Here is a 16,021-nt window from a genome sequence, read left to right as displayed (position 1 = left end):
AATGAAATGAATAATATATTATCGACGGTTATCGATACGCTTAACGCGAGTGCTTTAAGTCATTTTATTATGGAAAATGCGATTGTTTTTCCAGCCTTAGAAATGGCACATTTTTTAGGTTTATGTTTATTGTTTGGCTCGTTACTTATTGTTGATTTACGAGTGGTGGGCATGGCTAAAACACTCCCAATGGAAAGAGTGGAGGTGTTTATAAATTTTGCAGTCATTGGTTTTACAATAAATGCAGTTTCGGGCCTATTGTTTGTAATTGGAGATTCAGACCGCTATTTAGTTAATATTTTATTTTGGGTGAAAATGAGTACGATTTTAATCGCTGGCTTAAACACCGTGTACTTTGTGCTAAGAGTGAAACCACAAATGCGAGCAGGTATTAACTCAAAGGGGTTAACAAAAGATGCCCATTTAGTGGCATGGGCGTCTTTGTTATTATGGAGCAGTGTCATTACTTTTGGCCGCTTAATGCCTTATGTAGAATAAAACTAAACCTTGTATTTGTTACATTAAAGCCAACCACCTGCTACTTGCAGGGCGGTTGGATCGTTTTGCGTCGATAGCCAAAACACCCATGCTTGCTTTGAGGTGGCTATATTATCAACTTGTGGTTGTTTTAAATGAGTAAATGCCATATTGCCATTGGTTTGCATGTCGCTTTGTAGATAATCAATAACCACAAAGTCATGTTTTAACGTACGCCCTGCATTTTCACCGGTGTGTACTTTTGTATGAACATCAAATCCTAAAAGTGCTACATGCGCGACTAACTTTTGATCTACCGTTGCAGCATCATAACTAAGGGCAATCGTGTTATCGTTTATACTTGCGTGTAAATTTCCTTTGTAAGGTGATGAGGTGACGGGGAGCGCTTTGTTATAAAACCATCCTTGCCAGCCGCGACCATCGATGACAAAACCAGGCGTTGCAACAAGGTTACTTTTCCCCAGTGCATTGTAAATTCGCTGCCTTTTACTAAATTCTGCGTTTGAAAATGGGTCTTTCCAGCCTAAGTAATCCCAATAAGTAACATGAAAATTGATAGGGATAATGTCTTTCCATAAGGTTTTATGATGAGTAAATGTTGAGAGCCACTTTTCGGCTGGTGGACAACTACTACAGCCTTCAGAGGTATATAACTCTAAAAATGTAGTGTGGTTTGAAGTGCTTGAAATCGTTTTGGCTTTCGCAGTAAAAACCAAACTAGATAATACACAAAACACTATAACAAAGGCATTTTTTACATACATATTGATACCGTAATATAAAAGGTGATTTTGCCTAGGGTAATGTAAATTAATGCATTAACTATCACTAAAACATCACAAAAGTATCACGTTTTTTATTTTTAATATTGATATAAATATATTTTGAACACTTGCTCAAGTTGTGCTTTAATCACTGTACATTTTTTGAGGAATAATCATTATGATCAAGTTTTACTTTCACCATACGCCTAACCCTATGAAGGTTGCTTTATTTTTAGAAGAAACCGGTATTGAGTTTGAATTAGTTCCCCTCGATACCTTAAAGGGTGAGCAACATACGCCTGAATATAAAGCGATTAACCCAAATGCAAAAGCACCTGCTATTGTCGATGGTGAGACACGTGTATTTGATTCGAATGCAATATTAATGTACCTATCAGAGAAATATTCAAAGCTTGCGGGTAAACCACAAGACCGTGCAGAAATGCTATCGTGGTTAATGTTTATTGCTTCGGGCCTAGGTCCGTATTCTGGTCAGTCGGTGCACTTTAGACACATGGCACCTGAAGGCCTTGATTATGCTGTTAACCGTTACCTACGTGAAGCACAACGTCATTACGAAGTATTAGATACTCACCTTGAAGGGCGTGACTTTATTGTCGGTGATGAATACACCATTGCCGATGTTTCAGCATGGGGCTGGATAGATAAAGCAACGGTTGTATTAGGTGAAGAAGGGCTGGCGCCTTACCCAAATTTACAGCGTTGGTTTGCAAGCATTGATAGTCGTCCTGCGGTGGCTCGTGCACGTAATCTTGGTACTGATATTGAATTTAAAAAAGAGTTTGATGAACAAGCGAAAAAAGCCTTTTTTCCTTCAAACTATCCAAAAGATTAAATGTAACTAAAAAAAGCCATAACATGGTGTTATGGCTTTATATTAAAAATCGTTAACCTGGTTTAGCACAAACCGTTAATTACAAAACCCATTGCCATTTCCAGCAGTCGGGAGCTGGCCGTTAAGCTGTTGAGTTATATTTTCAACGCGATAATCAATAAAATCGGTTAAACCATAAAATCCACTGACTGTTGATGTTAAGTTTTGTTCAAATTGCGAGTAGCTATAAAACGCACTTGGATCGTTGGCAACATGCTCACTAATTAAAGCTTTTAACTCATTAACGCGTTCACTAAATTGCTCACTCGATAGAGAACCTTCAATTAACGTTGTTAAGTACTCATGATAACTGGTTAGGTTATCTTGATTAGCAAGTGCGCTGGCGATAAGTGGACGTTCGTCTAATGCGCCACTGGTTGGCTCATCAATGTATAACTCTCTTATATCTGAGTTATTACTACATCCCATTGAAAATGTACCAAAAGACTCGTTAAAATCCCAAGGTAATAAAGTAAACACACCATCTTGGTCATAAATATAGTAATTGTGCGCTAACGTCCCTTGATAACTATCAAGGTTAGATAGGGCAACGCTGACCGATAAATACCTAAGTAAACTATCTACATCGGTAAAATCATTTGAGCCATCGTTTATTTGTTCTACAAAGTTAATAAATGCCCCATTGTCGGAGGTATCTTCGTTGGTTTTTAAGTTTGCATCGGAATAGCTGGTAATATCATCATCAATCCACACTAAATCACTGCCGGTACCATCTGGTTTATATAAATCGCCATTGGCATTAGTAAAATTGTTTTCTACAAACTCGCCATCAATAGATTCAACCATAAGATAAAAACCAAACAGCTCGTCGTTTACATAAAAATTGACGTAAGCATGTTGTGGTGCTGCAACACCCATTTCGGTTAATAAATCATAAGCAATTGCTTCACGCATGTATGAAGGGTCGTTATACGAGTTATTTAGCGTGAATTTTTTTAAGTTAAAGAACTTTTGTCCATCAACATATTCATTTATATCTATTTTAAAGCTGTAACGGTCGCTTGATGAGTTAGCAACAGTCGATAAACTAGAATTTCCTTTTGTTCTGATTGCGACGCTATCAAGGGTTACTCCGTTATAGGTAATACTTGCTTCGTGGTATTCTTCATCGAGTGGATTGTCGAGAATATCATTCCAGTTGTCGTCGCTAATAGTGATGTATATATTTGTCACTTCGGTTGGAGTAAATGCATTAGCGATACTATTTTCGCTACCTTGAGTCGGCGTTAAAAAGTCGGTTTCCCAACTACTTTGTGCATTTGATAAGTCGCTAACACCATAACTAAAACCTGCTATTACGTCGCTTTCATCCCAGCTAATGTAATCAACGGTTTCGTTATTGAGTATTAAGCTTAATTCGTCTTCTTTACCTAATTTAAATGGTACAGAATAACCGCTGGTTTCCTCATCGATGGCATACACAACTAAATACTCGCCAGGTGCCAGAGTTACATCGGGTAAGCTGGCTGGGTCTATGTCGTCACTTTCGTCAATAATCGTGTAATCGGTCAGTGTAACGTTATCGTCGCTGTTGTTGTAAAGCTCAAACCAATCTGCGCCTTCGTCTATATCATCAGCCACTACTTCGCTAATAATTAAGGGACCATGGGTTGCTTCAACGTTTGCTGTTAATGCGGTTGGAGAAAGTACTTTTGTTGCATCGCTGCCATCAGGAAAACGTCCGAAGCTAAAACCATAAAGTGCTTGGCCTTTACTCCATTGAAGATAATCAATTAAGTCGTCTGCTTGATATAAACTCACTTCATCACTTGCACCAAGTTTAAAGTTTACCGTTTCGATATCGCTTACTTCGTCACTTGTTGCGTAAACGCTATAATACTCACCAGGTGAAAGTGTGACATCGGGAAGGGTAACACGTACGCCATCTTCATCGGCAACACTGTAATCACTTAAATTTACATCGGTTGTGCCAGTGACATAAAATTCTATCCAATCGTAATCGCCTTGTGCATTGGCTGCAACAACTTCGTTAATACGCACTGCGGCATCATTGTTCGTTATGGTATCTAGATTAATCGTTGAGTCATCGCTCAATGGTTCATTTGCAGTGCCTTGAGTGGGCGTTAAAGTTTGGGCTGTGCCAGTGCCGTCGGTGTAAAGGCCATAACTTGACCCTTCAGGTGCATCGCCTTCTTCCCAATCAAGCTGATCTACTTGTTCATCGTCGTTAAATAAAGTTACTGCATCATCGCTTCCTAGCTTAAAGGTAACGTAGTAGCCGTCATCTAAAGGGGCATCGGCTTCATCAATTGCTTGTATCACAATAAATTCACCAGCAGATAATGCTATATCGGGTAAATATTGTGGTTCACGCTCAGCGCTGTCATCGACTACGCTATAGGTAGCGAGTGAATCAATGTCTTCAAGGGCATATAACTCAATCCAATCGTTGCCATCGTCTTGGGCAGCGGCAACAACTTCGTTAATAACTAATGATGATGCTGTTTGTGTTGTATCGGTGCTTTCGGTTGAGTCAGTGCTGCTTGTATCTGAGGTTTCTTCTGTGCCAGAGCAGCCAACAAGTAGGCTACCGGTTAATAATAAACTTAAATAAATAGCATTGTATTTCATGTTTTAGCCTTTAAATGTAATCTAAAGGCGAGTGTAAAGGTGAAATGTGTAAAAAAAGTGCAATTAAAGTGTAATTAAATTGCATTTTTAGCTATCGAGATCAGCACTCCATTGCGAGACGGTATTTCTGCCAAGCGATTTAGATTTGAAAAGAGCAAGATCAGCACGATCGATTAGCCCAGATGAGGATTTAGCGTTATCGTCGGTTGTTGAAACACCAAAACTACAGGTCACTTTTATATCGTTGATACGGTACTTTTCTACTTTGATTCGAATTTTTTCAGCAATAGCTAGCGCGCTGTCAACTGAGGTATCAGGTAATAAAAGACAAAATTCTTCACCACCAAAGCGCGTCGCAATATGATGCTCAGTTAATGAGTTTTTCACTATTTTGGCAATATCACGTAATACCTGGTCGCCTACGGAATGACCATAAGTATCATTAATAACTTTAAAGTGATCGATATCTAACATAATGATGCAACATAGTTTTTTTAGCGCCAAATTATTGTTCTTATTAAGGTAATCAAATAAGTAACGGCGGTTAAAACAATCTGTAAGCGGATCTCGAGTGGCTAAATAATCGAGCTCTTTATTCAGTTTTTTTGAGGCAATAAAACTACGATAAATTACTAATACACTAATTAAGCTAACAATAAGAAATAAAGATAAAAAGAGGGTGGTATACTTGTTTTTAGCCAGTTTTAGCTCGGATATGGTTTTTTCTTTTTGTGCTATTTCTACTTCATTTTTTTTCTTAGCTAATGCGAGCTTATCCGACTTTGCTTTTTCTTTTAATTGTATTAACTCCATTTCGAGTTTTTGTGAATATAAGTTAGCTTTAACGAGTTTTAATTGGTTCTTATCTTGTTGTTTGATGATTTGCGCTTTTAATTTTATATATTGTTCAGCGTAAGATAATGCTTTAGCAAAGTGAGCTTGCTTTTTATGTGCTTTTTTTAACGTAGAAACAATATACAACTGATGTTTTTTATCATTAGTTTTTTTAGATAGAGCCAATGCTGTTTCGAGTTGTGATATTGCTTGGTTAATATCAATTTTTATTAAAATATCACTTAACGGTATGAGTGTTTTAATACGATATATATCTGAATCAATTGCTTGTGCAAGTGCTAACGATTTTTGATAATAAAAAATCGCTTGTTCTATGTTTTTCTCTTTACGATAACTGTTAGCAATAATCCGTGTAACAACGGATTGTTTGTCGAACTCTTGTGTTTTGCTATATACCTCTAACGCTTGCTGCGCCAATTCACGCGCTGATTGATAATGTTTATTTGTTAATTCAATCACAGCTGTTTCACGTAAGGCTGTTGCTAATGTATTTGTGTCAATATCTTCAATCGGCAAATTAATTGTTTGATTATAAAAGAAGTTAGCTTGATCAAACTGCTTTAACTTAGTGTAAATTAGCCCCATTTCATTCGCAGCTTTAGCTATACGCGCAGTATTATTTACAGATTTAAAGTAACGATATGCGCGATATGCTTGCTCTAAAGAGGCTTCGTATCGACCGATATGGCGATATATAATAGCAGCGCCAATTTGAGCTTTTGCTTTACCTTCAGGATCGTCAATGACATTGTGTAACTTTAAACTCTTCATTGAACTTTCAAGTGCGATTTCGTATTTATCAATATAACGCTGCGCTTCTGCAAGCGTGTTATAAGTTCGTGCGATATTTCTTTTGTTGTCTATCAATTTAAAAACGGACAGAGCCTTTTGATAATATTCAACGGTTTCGTCTCGTTTTTTTAGACGTTTATATGACTGCGCTATATCTGTATATATTTTACCTAGTTGATTTAAATGCTTTTTATCTTTGCTTAATGTGTAGAGGCTTGCCGCTTTTTTAAATAATACAATGGCTGCACTAAACTCTTTTTTTTCATAATGTTGAACTGCATCTTGGTAAAAAGAATCGCCCTGCGATAAATTTTGTACTCGCAGTGTTCGTTGCGTTTTATGATCAGGAGTAGACTGACTGATATTTTTTATAGGCAGGTGAGTTGAAGCATTTATTTGAGCACAAAAGAGAATAAATACAAAAATTAAATTACGCATTAAGGATTGGTTTTTATTTTTTATACAGGATTAATTAGTATAAACGTAAATCTGTAAAATACACAGTTCTAATGTGATTAAATTATAGTATAAGTAAGATTTTTTAGTGCTTAACTAGCGCGGTATATAGTAAAAATGCTAAGTACAACTGTCATTGTACTTAGCCAATGGGAATTATAAGTTTGAGGTGATAGGGGTTTTAACTTTATTTTCGGTTTTACTTTTACGCATAGGCTCAACTTTTCGCTGTTTTTTGTATAAAAACTCTAAAACTTGGGCTCGGTAGCGGTTATATTTTTCGTCTTTTGCCAGATCAAGACGACTTCGTGGCCTGTCTAAATCTATTTCTAAAATCTCTCCTATAGTCGCTTCAGGACCGTTGGTCATCATAATAATTCGGTCAGATAGCAATACAGCTTCATCAACATCGTGGGTGATCATAATCACTGTATTATTAAGTTCAGCTTGAATTTCCATTAAGGAGTCTTGCATATGTGCGCGGGTAAGTGCATCAAGTGCGCCAAAGGGCTCATCCATTAGCAATATTTCGGGTTGCATTGCTAGTGCTCTTGCAATGCCTACTCGTTGTTTCATACCGCCGGATATTTCATCTGGGCGCTTTTCCATGGCATGGTCCATATGAACAAGTGTAAGGTTGTATTCAATCCATTCTTGCATTTCTTTTTTATTCATCTTTTTTGCAAACACTTGCTTAACAGCTAGCTCAACATTTTGATAAGCCGTTAACCAAGGGAGTAATGAATGATTTTGAAATACGACGGCACGCTCTGGACCAGGCTCTTTTACTTCGGCTCCGTTTAATATAACTCCTCCGCTGGTTGCTTGATGTAGTCCTGCAACTATATTTAAAACGGTTGATTTACCGCACCCAGAGTGTCCAATAAGAGAGATATACTCGCCTTTATTTATTTGTAAATTAACATCTTTTAATGCTGTAAAGTCACCTTTTGGGGTCGGAAATACCATGTCTATATGACTAATATCGAGAATTGGGTTCATTTTATTTCTCCTGTTAGGGGATTGTTTTTACAGTGCAGCATTTGATTTGTCCCACGATACTAGACGCTGTAGATATAGCATGGCTCGGTCGAGTAAAAATCCAATAAAACCAATAACTAACACTGCGGCCATAATGCGCGAAAGAGACTCTGAACTTCCATTTTGGAATTCGTCCCAGACAAACTTCCCAAGACCTGGGCTTTGTGCAAGCATTTCGGCTGCAATAAGCACCATCCATGCAATACCTAGCGATAAACGCATGCCGGTAAACATCATTGGAATAGAAGAAGGAATAATAATTTTTCTTACATGAGTTAACGCTGGTAAGCGCAATACTTTACTTACGTTTAATAAATCTTGATCAAGTGCTGCAACACCAATAGAAGTGTTAATTACCATTGGCCATAAACAACATAAAGTGACGGTGATCATTGAGTTTAAAAAGGATTTAGCAAAAAAAGGATCATCAGATACATAAGTTGCACTGACCACCATGGTAACAAGAGGCAGCCATGCTAAGGGTGAAACAGGCTTAAATATTTGAATGATAGGGTTTATTGCAGTATTTAAAATTTTACTTAACCCTAGGGTAATGCCCAAGGGGATCGCAATGACGGTTGCTAAAATAAAACCCGACATAACCGTAATTAAACTGGTAATAATTTGATCTAGAAAAGTTTCTTTACCGGTGTATTTTCGCACTTTAGCTACGTAGTTAGGATCTTGAGCAACCCTTGCCGCGTTACGTTTTTCTTGACGTTCGTAAAACGCATCGGCTTTGTCTCGCTCAGCCAGATGTTCTTCATATAACGATGAGAACTGAGTTAAAACAGCGCTAGGACCTGGGAAAACACCTAATGATGTTTGAATGTTTTGCGCTGCAATAGACCATATACCTAAGAAAAATAAAATCCCCAAAAATGGCGCTATAAAGACATTTAGATACTTAGTTAAAATATGCTGCAAGCTATTAGCTATGCCTACATTATTCGTTGCTTTATTTGCTAAAGTAACAATGCTCATGCGATATACCTTTATTATGTTTACTTACTTTAATGACAGTTTTTGATATAGCGCTGCTTAAGTTGTTTTAGCTTAAGCAGCGTTTATTTTACAGTTTATCGCCTGACTTAAGACCAATGCTGAACTTGTTTATGTATGCATTAGGCTCTTTACCATCGTAAACGATATTATCTATAAAGTGTTTTTGCGGAGAACGATAACCGTCTTCTGTTGCAAAATTAGGAAAGTCTTTAGCTTGTACTAATTTATCTTTTATTAACGATTTTGCCGCCTGAGTGTAAATATCTGGACGGTATACTTTCTTAGCTAAATCTTTGTACCAATCATCACTTTTATCTTCAGATATTTGTCCCCAGCGACGCATTTGAGTCATGTACCAAATTGCATCTGAGTAGTAAGGGTAAGTGGCGTTGTATCTAAAAAACACATTAAAGTCAGGTACTTCGCGTTTGTCGCCTTTTTCGTATTCAAAGGTTCCTGTCATACTGTTTGCAATAACATCGTAATCGGCACCGACATAATTAGATTGCGATAAAATTTTAACAGCAGCAGGGCGATTAGCATTATCGTTTTCATCTAACCATTGAGCAGCTCTAATTAAAGCACGAGTTAAACGAATGGTCGTGTTAGGGTATTTTTCGGCAAACTCTGCGCTAATACCAAATACTTTTTCAGGGTTGTTTTTCCATATCTCATAATCGGTAACAACGGGTACACCAATGCCTTTAAATACTGCTTGTTGGTTCCATGGTTCACCAACACAGTAACCATAAATAGTTCCTGCTTCTAAGGTTGCTGGCATTTGTGGAGGAGGCGTTACCGATAAAAGTACTTCAGCATCAATTTGTCCGGTTGTATCTGATTTATGCGGGGCATAATAACCTGGGTGAATTCCGCCGGCAGCTAACCAATAACGTAACTCATAGTTATGAGTAGACACAGGGAATACCATTCCCATATTAAAGGCTTTTCCTTTATCTCTATATTCTTCTACAACCGGTTTAAGTGCATCGGCTTTTATAGGATGAACAGGCTTGCCATCAGCTCCTTTGGGGATGTTTTTTTTCATTTTCGCCCAAATTTCGTTCGACACGGTAATGCCATTACCATTTAAGTCCATTGAAAAAGGGGTAATGATATCGGCTTTTGTGCCATAACCCATTGTTGCTGCTATAGGTTGACCTGCCAGCATATGAGCACCATCTAATCGGCCATCAATTACACCATCTAAAAGTACTTTCCAGTTTGCTTGTGCTTCGATAGTGACGTACAACCCTTCATCTTCGAAGTAACCATTTTCATAGGCAATAGCAATAGGCGCCATGTCGGTTAATTTTATAAAGCCAAATGTTAACTCTTCTTTTTCTGCAAAACCGATTTCGTCTGCGTGTAACGCTGGGCTACTAAAGATAACTGCAAAGGCGATAACCTTAGCTGATTTAAGCCAATTCATTTAATTCCCCTTATTTTTTATAAAAAAAAACGCTCATCAGGTGTATTTGTAATAAATACACCTGATGAGCGTCGTTGCTCGTATTGCTTGTTTTTTGTATAAGCAATATGAATAAATAACCATCTTCATTAACAGTTATTTTTTAATTCTATTTAATTAAAGCATAGGGTGTGCCAAAGTTGTTAACTTTATGTTTTCAATGTTAATTAATAATTATTTTTTTTATTCTAAGCTCTAATTAAGCTCAATTGCACCGTTGCGGGTACAAAAATGCACCAAAATAAATCGTGATTTAAATTATTTAATGTAACGGTACTAGCCTATTTTTTAGTTTTCATGCTTTGCAATAACGTTAACTTAAGTCCCTGTTTAGCCTTTTTAAATACTCAATTTATATAGACTAAAAGCGTAGGCGGGGAGCCGTTAAACCGCTTGACGGACACTTATTGTACAGGCTAGAGTGATGGTAAGCATTGTTGTATAACAATAGTTGTTTTATTGGTATTACCAAAGGGGTTTTTGGGCAGGTTTTGGTGATTTTAATCGTTGTTTTTAACAAAACGCGACATTAATACTAAGCACACAATGTAAGCATTAACACACACAATGTAAAAATTAACACACACATTTATTTAGATGATTTCTGGAGAGTTAGGACATGATTAAGGACGTTAAAGTATACTTTTTTCCTTTTACCTTACTACTAGCCTTGTGCATATTTACACAATCAGCGCATGCTAAGTTAGTCAATAATATAGAGCAATTTAATAACGCCGTTGCACAGGCAAAGCCTGGCGATGAAATTGTGCTGGCAAATGGTGTTTGGCAAAATGTTGAGTTGGTATTTAAAGCGAAAGGTACAGCTAAAAAGCCAATTACATTAAGAGCACAAACCCCGGGTAAAGCAGTGATCACTGGTTTATCAAATTTAAGTATTTCGGGTGAGCATTTAGTTATTTCTGATCTGCTATTTAAAAATGGTTACACCCCAACCGGTGAGGTTATTTCGTTTCGTACTGCTGAAGATGAGTTAGCAAATTACACCCGTTTAACGAATACAGTTATTGATAACTTTAGTCATCCGGAGCGCCATTTAGCTGATCTATGGGTTGCTATGTATGGTAAACATAACCAATTTGATCATAATACACTGATAAATAAACGTAACCGTGGTGTCACACTTGCGGTTCGATTAAACACCGCTGGCAGCGAAGAAAATAATCATGTTATTGAATATAATTATTTTGGTCCACGCCAAGTCCTCGGTGCTAATGGCGGAGAAACATTACGTGTAGGAACGAGTCATTTCTCGACTAAAAATTCAAATACATTAGTGCGTTATAACTTTTTCGACCGCGTAAATGGTGAGCACGAAATTATTTCTAACAAAACTTCGGGTAATACTTACCGCGGTAACGTTATTTTTGAGAGCCAAGGTACTTTAACTATGCGCCATGGCCAGCATACCTTAGTTGAAGGTAACTACATTATTGGTAACGGCAAGCCAAATACGGGAGGGATTCGTATAATTAATGAATACCAAACGGTAAAGAATAATTATATGTCGGGTTTAACTGGGCATCGCTTTCGTGGTGCTTTAGTGATTATGAATGGTGTGCCAAACTCATCACCTAACCGTTATAACCAAGCTATTGAAGCCATAATGCAAAACAATATTGTTGTCGATAGCGATTACATTAATTTTGGTGCAGGTAGTGATGAAGAGCGTTCTGCTGTTCCGATTGACTCTTCATTTAGTAATAACTTAATTATGACCAACACGAACCCTGATTCAATTAAACTCTATGATGATGTATCGGGTATCGATTTTAAAGACAATATTATTAGTGACCAAGCAAATATCCCTGGCGAACTAAAAACAGGCTTTAGTAAAGTAGCTTATGCATTAACTAAAAATGCACAAGGGTTAAAAGTACCTGCAAAATCGTTGGTTGATAAAATTGGTTTTGGTGACATTAAATTGCCTGTTAATAAAGTACAAACAGGTGCAGATTTTTATTCAAAAGAAGAAGCGAAGGTTGCTTTTCAAAGTGGTAAAAAAATTAACGTAAAGTCGGGATCAGACACCTTACTTACAGCACTTAAAGCAAGTAACCCAGGTGATGTTTTAGTACTTGAAAATGGTGGCGAGTATTTACTTACTAAATTGGCTTCGGTTAATCATCCACTCACTATTATGGCTGAAAAAGGTAAAAAACCGGTTATTCGTTCGCAAAAACCAAGCTTTTTAGTGATCGAAAATGGCGGAGCCCTTGAGGTTGAAAATCTATGGTTTGATGGTGAACAATCGCCCGATTACAAAGGTAATAACATTATTAGAACAAGTGGTTACTCAATGAATATTAACTATTCATTGTCGGTACGTAATGTAAAAGTGACTAATTTAGACATTAATGGTTATTTTGATTTCTTTAAAGCGACTGCAAACACATTTGCAGATTATATTGAAATTATTGATTCGAACATGACGAATATCACAGGGTCTATATTAGTGTTAAACCATGAAACAGATGACTTAGGTATTTATAGTGTTGAGAATTTAACGTTAAAAGGCAACACCTTTAAAGATATTAAAGCTGAAGTAGCAACAGTCTATCGTGGTGGCTTTGATGAAAGTACTTTTGGTCCTATTGTAAACGTAGACAATAACACGTTAGTTAATGTTGGAAATGGCACGACACATCGCTCTGCATCGTCTATGTATTTCCATGGTGTTCAAGATTTACATATAGCCAATACTAAGTGGGAAAAAAGTGCACCATTGAGCTTATATTTAACCAATGGCGAGCCAATTACCGTCATTGAAGATGTGACAATGAAAGATACACCTAAAATCCGCGCAAATAACAACGAATACACCACTAAAAACATAACTTACAAATAATTCTATGTCGTTTAAGGCTAGTTAAAATAGATCTTGTCGATTTTAGCTAGGCTTAAACGCGAGTACGTTGTCAATTTGTAGTTATTAATAACACATGTTTAGACTACAGTTGACCGCCTAAATCTATATTAGGGGATGACATGAATAAATTATCAAACAAAAATGTATTAATCACAGCGGGTGCACAAGGTATTGGCGAAGCTATTACTAAACACTTTATTGATAGCGGTGCAAACGTGGCTATCCATTATTTTTCTAGTGCTGAGACTGCTAATAAACTGGTTGAATATGCCGATTCTAAAGGGGGTAAAGCGATTGCGCTTAGCGGCGATTTAACTGATGAGGCTCAAGCAAATACGTTAATTGAGCAAGCGGTAGGCACGCTAGGCTCATTAGATATATTAATTAACAATGCAGGGTCTTTAGTTGACCGTAAATTGTTAGACGAAATGGACATTACTTTTTGGCATAAAGTAATGGATATTAATTTAACATCTATGATGTTTGTTACTAAGGCCGCAGCCCCTCATTTAGCAAAAAACCAAAACAGCAGTATTGTTAATTTAGCCTCTTTAGCAGGGCGTAAAGGCGGGCACCCAGGCTCGTTAGTTTATTCGACCAGTAAAGGGGCTATTTTAACGTTTACTCGCGCTTTATCTGCTGAGCTAGGTCCACAAGGTACGCGTGTAAATGCAGTGGCACCAGGGCTTATTTTAGGTACTTCTTTTCATAATACTCACACCACAAAAGAATCAGCAGATCAAACAGTTGCAGGGATTCCAATTCAACGAGCAGGTAATGCCGATGATGTGGCTCGTGCGGTCATTTATTTAGCTTCTGAATACGATGGTTTTATTACCGGTTCAACACTTGATATTAATGGCGGCGTTTACTGCATGTAGCACGATGCATTAACGTTAATCTATTTTTAAGGTAGAGACTTTATATGTTAAAAACCGAAGTCATTCATCCGACTATTTTAGAAGCTCTTGGCCGCAGTGGGCATTTTTCTCAGGTGGTGATTGCCGATGGCAATTTACCTGTAGGCGCAATGACAGGCCCTAACTCGACGACGGTACACTTAAATTTTCGTCCCGGCATGCTTGATGCTATTTCAGTACTTGAAGGTATTTTAGCGGTGTGCCCGATACAGGGCGCTACAGTGATGAAAAAGCCTGCTGCAGCGAGTGCTGAGATTCATGACGCATATAAATCGCTGTTAGGTGAGGTTAGCTGGGATGAAATGGAGCGCTGGGAATTTTATGACAAGATAAAAGATTCTGCCACTGTATTAATTATTCAAACCGGTGAGCAACGCCGGTTCGCTAATTTAATTTTAACGGTTGGCGTTGTAAAAATGGCACAAGAAAGTAATTTTTAAACACGAGTTTATTATTACGCGTAATTTATACACTGTATAAATCACACACCCTCACACACACATTTTGGGTGGTAACAATAACCTCACACACAACAGGTAAAGTTGATTTTCCTGTCACTGACAACATTTTGGGAGAGACAATGTGTCTGCAATATTAAGATCGATATTGAGCTTTGGACCTGCTTTTTTAGCGATAGGTTACACCATAGGTACGGGAAGTGTAACAGCGATGATTGTTGCTGGTAGTACTTTTGGTATGCAATTGTTATGGGTTTTATTACTAAGTTGCCTTTTTTCTGGGGTACTTATTTATGCCTACGGTAATTTTGCCTTAGTAACGAAAGAAACGGCCTTATACAGCTTCAAAAAGCATTTAAAATTTGGCAAGCCCATGGCTATTTTAATTATCATTGGCGTAAGTTTTGGTCAGTGGAATTCGTTAATGGGAATTTTGGGAATTTCGGCCAATATTTTATATGAAATGATAGCTATGTATTTCCCCTCTGTCAGTGAGCACAAGTATGCAGTGGTGCTGAGTATTGCTGTACTGGTGATCGGCGTAATGTACTCAATTTTACTAATTGGCAAGTATTCTTTATTTGAAAAAGTGTTAGTTATTTTTGTCTCGTGTATGGGGCTATCTTTTGTTTTATCTTTATTTGTCGTGCACCCATTGCCGGCTGAAGTGGTGCAAGGTTTAATTCCTGTGATCCCCGATGTTGAGGGCGGCAAAATGATGGTGGCAGCATTTGTTGGAACAACCATGGCGGCCGCAACATTTCTTTCAAGACCGTTGTTTATTCAGGGTAAGGGTTGGGATATAAGCGATCAGGCACAACAGAAAAAAGATGCGATAGTTGCTGCGGTATTAGTCTTTCTTATTAGTGCTGCGGTCATGGCAGTGGCTGCGGGGTCGTTATTTCATGAAGGACAAAAAGTAACAAAAGTACTTGATATGGTCACTGCGTTAGAGCCTATTGCAGGTAAAGGTGCGCTCACTGTATTTTTCTTTGGAACCTTAGCAGCGGGTTTATCATCGGTGTTTCCGTGTATGCTAATTGCACCATTACTTATAGAGGATTACCGCTCTGGTAAGCTCGATACACAATCTAAACAATTTAAAATAATTACCGGCATTGCGGCATTATTTGCGTTAACGATTCCGGTATTTGGCTTTAATCCAGTAAAAGGGCAAATTTTAACCCAAGTATTTAATGTGTTTGTTTTACCTTTAGTTATTTTAGGTATTATTTTAATGATTAATAACAAGAAACTAATGCAAGAGCATAAAGCCGGGTATTTACTTAACTTTGTGTTAGGACTGGCATTGCTGTTTTCTATCATTATTTCGTATAACGGTGTACTAGGACTGATTGAGTAACTA

At 37.5% G+C, this 16,021-nt stretch carries 12 protein-coding genes; 6 read left to right on the top strand and 6 right to left on the bottom strand.

Features of this window, described 5'->3' with window-relative positions; all coding sequences use genetic code 11:
* Nucleotides 1–6 precede the first annotated feature (6 nt).
* Complete coding sequence (locus J8L70_RS02310) at nucleotides 7–498, top strand: DUF6644 family protein (protein ID WP_211053855.1); 492 nt, start codon at nucleotides 7–9, stop codon at nucleotides 496–498.
* 23 nt (nucleotides 499–521) lie between these two features.
* On the opposite strand, the gene J8L70_RS02305 is transcribed toward J8L70_RS02310, so the two are convergent.
* Nucleotides 522–1,262: a DUF1223 domain-containing protein gene (locus tag J8L70_RS02305; protein ID WP_211053854.1), complete on the bottom strand. Its 741-nt coding sequence runs from the start codon at nucleotides 1,260–1,262 to the stop codon at nucleotides 522–524.
* 178 nt (nucleotides 1,263–1,440) lie between these two features.
* Between J8L70_RS02305 and J8L70_RS02300 the strand changes: the two genes are divergently transcribed.
* Nucleotides 1,441–2,118 (top strand): glutathione S-transferase N-terminal domain-containing protein, encoded by a 678-nt coding sequence (locus J8L70_RS02300; protein WP_211053853.1) that lies wholly within the window; start codon nucleotides 1,441–1,443, stop codon nucleotides 2,116–2,118.
* 75 nt (nucleotides 2,119–2,193) lie between these two features.
* On the opposite strand, the gene J8L70_RS02295 is transcribed toward J8L70_RS02300, so the two are convergent.
* The 5 genes from J8L70_RS02295 to J8L70_RS02275 form a co-directional block, all read right to left on the bottom strand.
* Nucleotides 2,194–4,770: a CotH kinase family protein gene (locus tag J8L70_RS02295; RefSeq protein WP_211053852.1), complete on the bottom strand. Its 2,577-nt coding sequence runs from the start codon at nucleotides 4,768–4,770 to the stop codon at nucleotides 2,194–2,196.
* Between the two features lie 87 nt (nucleotides 4,771–4,857).
* A complete protein-coding gene (locus tag J8L70_RS02290) occupies nucleotides 4,858–6,855 on the bottom strand; it encodes a diguanylate cyclase (RefSeq protein ID WP_211053851.1) in 1,998 nt (665 codons plus the stop codon).
* Nucleotides 6,856–7,029: 174 nt separating this feature from the next.
* Complete coding sequence (locus J8L70_RS02285) at nucleotides 7,030–7,875, bottom strand: ABC transporter ATP-binding protein (RefSeq protein ID WP_211053850.1); 846 nt, start codon at nucleotides 7,873–7,875, stop codon at nucleotides 7,030–7,032.
* A 27-nt stretch (nucleotides 7,876–7,902) separates the two neighbouring features.
* On the bottom strand, nucleotides 7,903–8,898 hold the full coding sequence (locus J8L70_RS02280; RefSeq protein WP_211053849.1) for an ABC transporter permease: 996 nt from the start codon (nucleotides 8,896–8,898) through the stop codon (nucleotides 7,903–7,905).
* A gap of 88 nt (nucleotides 8,899–8,986) precedes the next feature.
* Nucleotides 8,987–10,351 (bottom strand): CmpA/NrtA family ABC transporter substrate-binding protein, encoded by a 1,365-nt coding sequence (locus J8L70_RS02275; RefSeq protein ID WP_211053848.1) that lies wholly within the window; start codon nucleotides 10,349–10,351, stop codon nucleotides 8,987–8,989.
* Nucleotides 10,352–11,009: 658 nt separating this feature from the next.
* Between J8L70_RS02275 and J8L70_RS02270 the strand changes: the two genes are divergently transcribed.
* The 4 genes from J8L70_RS02270 to J8L70_RS02255 all read left to right on the top strand — a co-directional run bounded on the left by J8L70_RS02270 (nucleotide 11,010) and on the right by J8L70_RS02255 (nucleotide 16,018).
* The gene (locus tag J8L70_RS02270) at nucleotides 11,010–13,256 is read left to right on the top strand and encodes a chondroitinase-B domain-containing protein (RefSeq protein ID WP_211053847.1); all 2,247 of its coding nucleotides are present in this window, start codon (nucleotides 11,010–11,012) and stop codon (nucleotides 13,254–13,256) included.
* A 140-nt stretch (nucleotides 13,257–13,396) separates the two neighbouring features.
* Entirely contained in the window at nucleotides 13,397–14,158 is a 762-nt protein-coding gene (gene fabG, locus J8L70_RS02265) for a 3-oxoacyl-ACP reductase FabG (protein WP_211053846.1), read from the top strand.
* A gap of 44 nt (nucleotides 14,159–14,202) precedes the next feature.
* Complete coding sequence (locus tag J8L70_RS02260) at nucleotides 14,203–14,637, top strand: RbsD/FucU family protein (RefSeq protein ID WP_211053845.1); 435 nt, start codon at nucleotides 14,203–14,205, stop codon at nucleotides 14,635–14,637.
* Between the two features lie 142 nt (nucleotides 14,638–14,779).
* Nucleotides 14,780–16,018, top strand: a complete 1,239-nt coding sequence (locus J8L70_RS02255; protein ID WP_211053844.1) for a divalent metal cation transporter — start codon at nucleotides 14,780–14,782, stop codon at nucleotides 16,016–16,018.
* The last annotated feature ends 3 nt before the right edge of the window (nucleotides 16,019–16,021 follow it).

Origin of the sequence: Pseudoalteromonas sp. MMG010 (assembly GCF_018100905.1) — a bacterium.
In the GTDB taxonomy this organism is placed as follows: Bacteria; Pseudomonadota; Gammaproteobacteria; order Enterobacterales; family Alteromonadaceae; genus Pseudoalteromonas.
The sequence above is the reverse complement of the archived record's forward strand: the minus strand, read 5'-3'. Positions and strand labels throughout refer to the sequence as shown.

What these genes read in the sequence shown, in the direction of transcription:
- J8L70_RS02310 (WP_211053855.1), top strand. Translation starts at nt 7, where the DNA reads ATGAATAATATATTATCGACGGTTATCGATACGCTTAACGCGAGTGCT.
- J8L70_RS02280 (WP_211053849.1), bottom strand. Translation starts at nt 8,898, where the DNA reads ATGAGCATTGTTACTTTAGCAAATAAAGCAACGAATAATGTAGGCATA.
- J8L70_RS02295 (WP_211053852.1), bottom strand. Translation starts at nt 4,770, where the DNA reads ATGAAATACAATGCTATTTATTTAAGTTTATTATTAACCGGTAGCCTA.
- J8L70_RS02300 (WP_211053853.1), top strand. Translation starts at nt 1,441, where the DNA reads ATGATCAAGTTTTACTTTCACCATACGCCTAACCCTATGAAGGTTGCT.
- J8L70_RS02285 (WP_211053850.1), bottom strand. Translation starts at nt 7,875, where the DNA reads ATGAACCCAATTCTCGATATTAGTCATATAGACATGGTATTTCCGACC.
- fabG (WP_211053846.1), top strand. Translation starts at nt 13,397, where the DNA reads ATGAATAAATTATCAAACAAAAATGTATTAATCACAGCGGGTGCACAA.
- J8L70_RS02305 (WP_211053854.1), bottom strand. Translation starts at nt 1,262, where the DNA reads ATGTATGTAAAAAATGCCTTTGTTATAGTGTTTTGTGTATTATCTAGT.
- J8L70_RS02275 (WP_211053848.1), bottom strand. Translation starts at nt 10,351, where the DNA reads ATGAATTGGCTTAAATCAGCTAAGGTTATCGCCTTTGCAGTTATCTTT.
- J8L70_RS02290 (WP_211053851.1), bottom strand. Translation starts at nt 6,855, where the DNA reads ATGCGTAATTTAATTTTTGTATTTATTCTCTTTTGTGCTCAAATAAAT.
- J8L70_RS02260 (WP_211053845.1), top strand. Translation starts at nt 14,203, where the DNA reads ATGTTAAAAACCGAAGTCATTCATCCGACTATTTTAGAAGCTCTTGGC.
- J8L70_RS02270 (WP_211053847.1), top strand. Translation starts at nt 11,010, where the DNA reads ATGATTAAGGACGTTAAAGTATACTTTTTTCCTTTTACCTTACTACTA.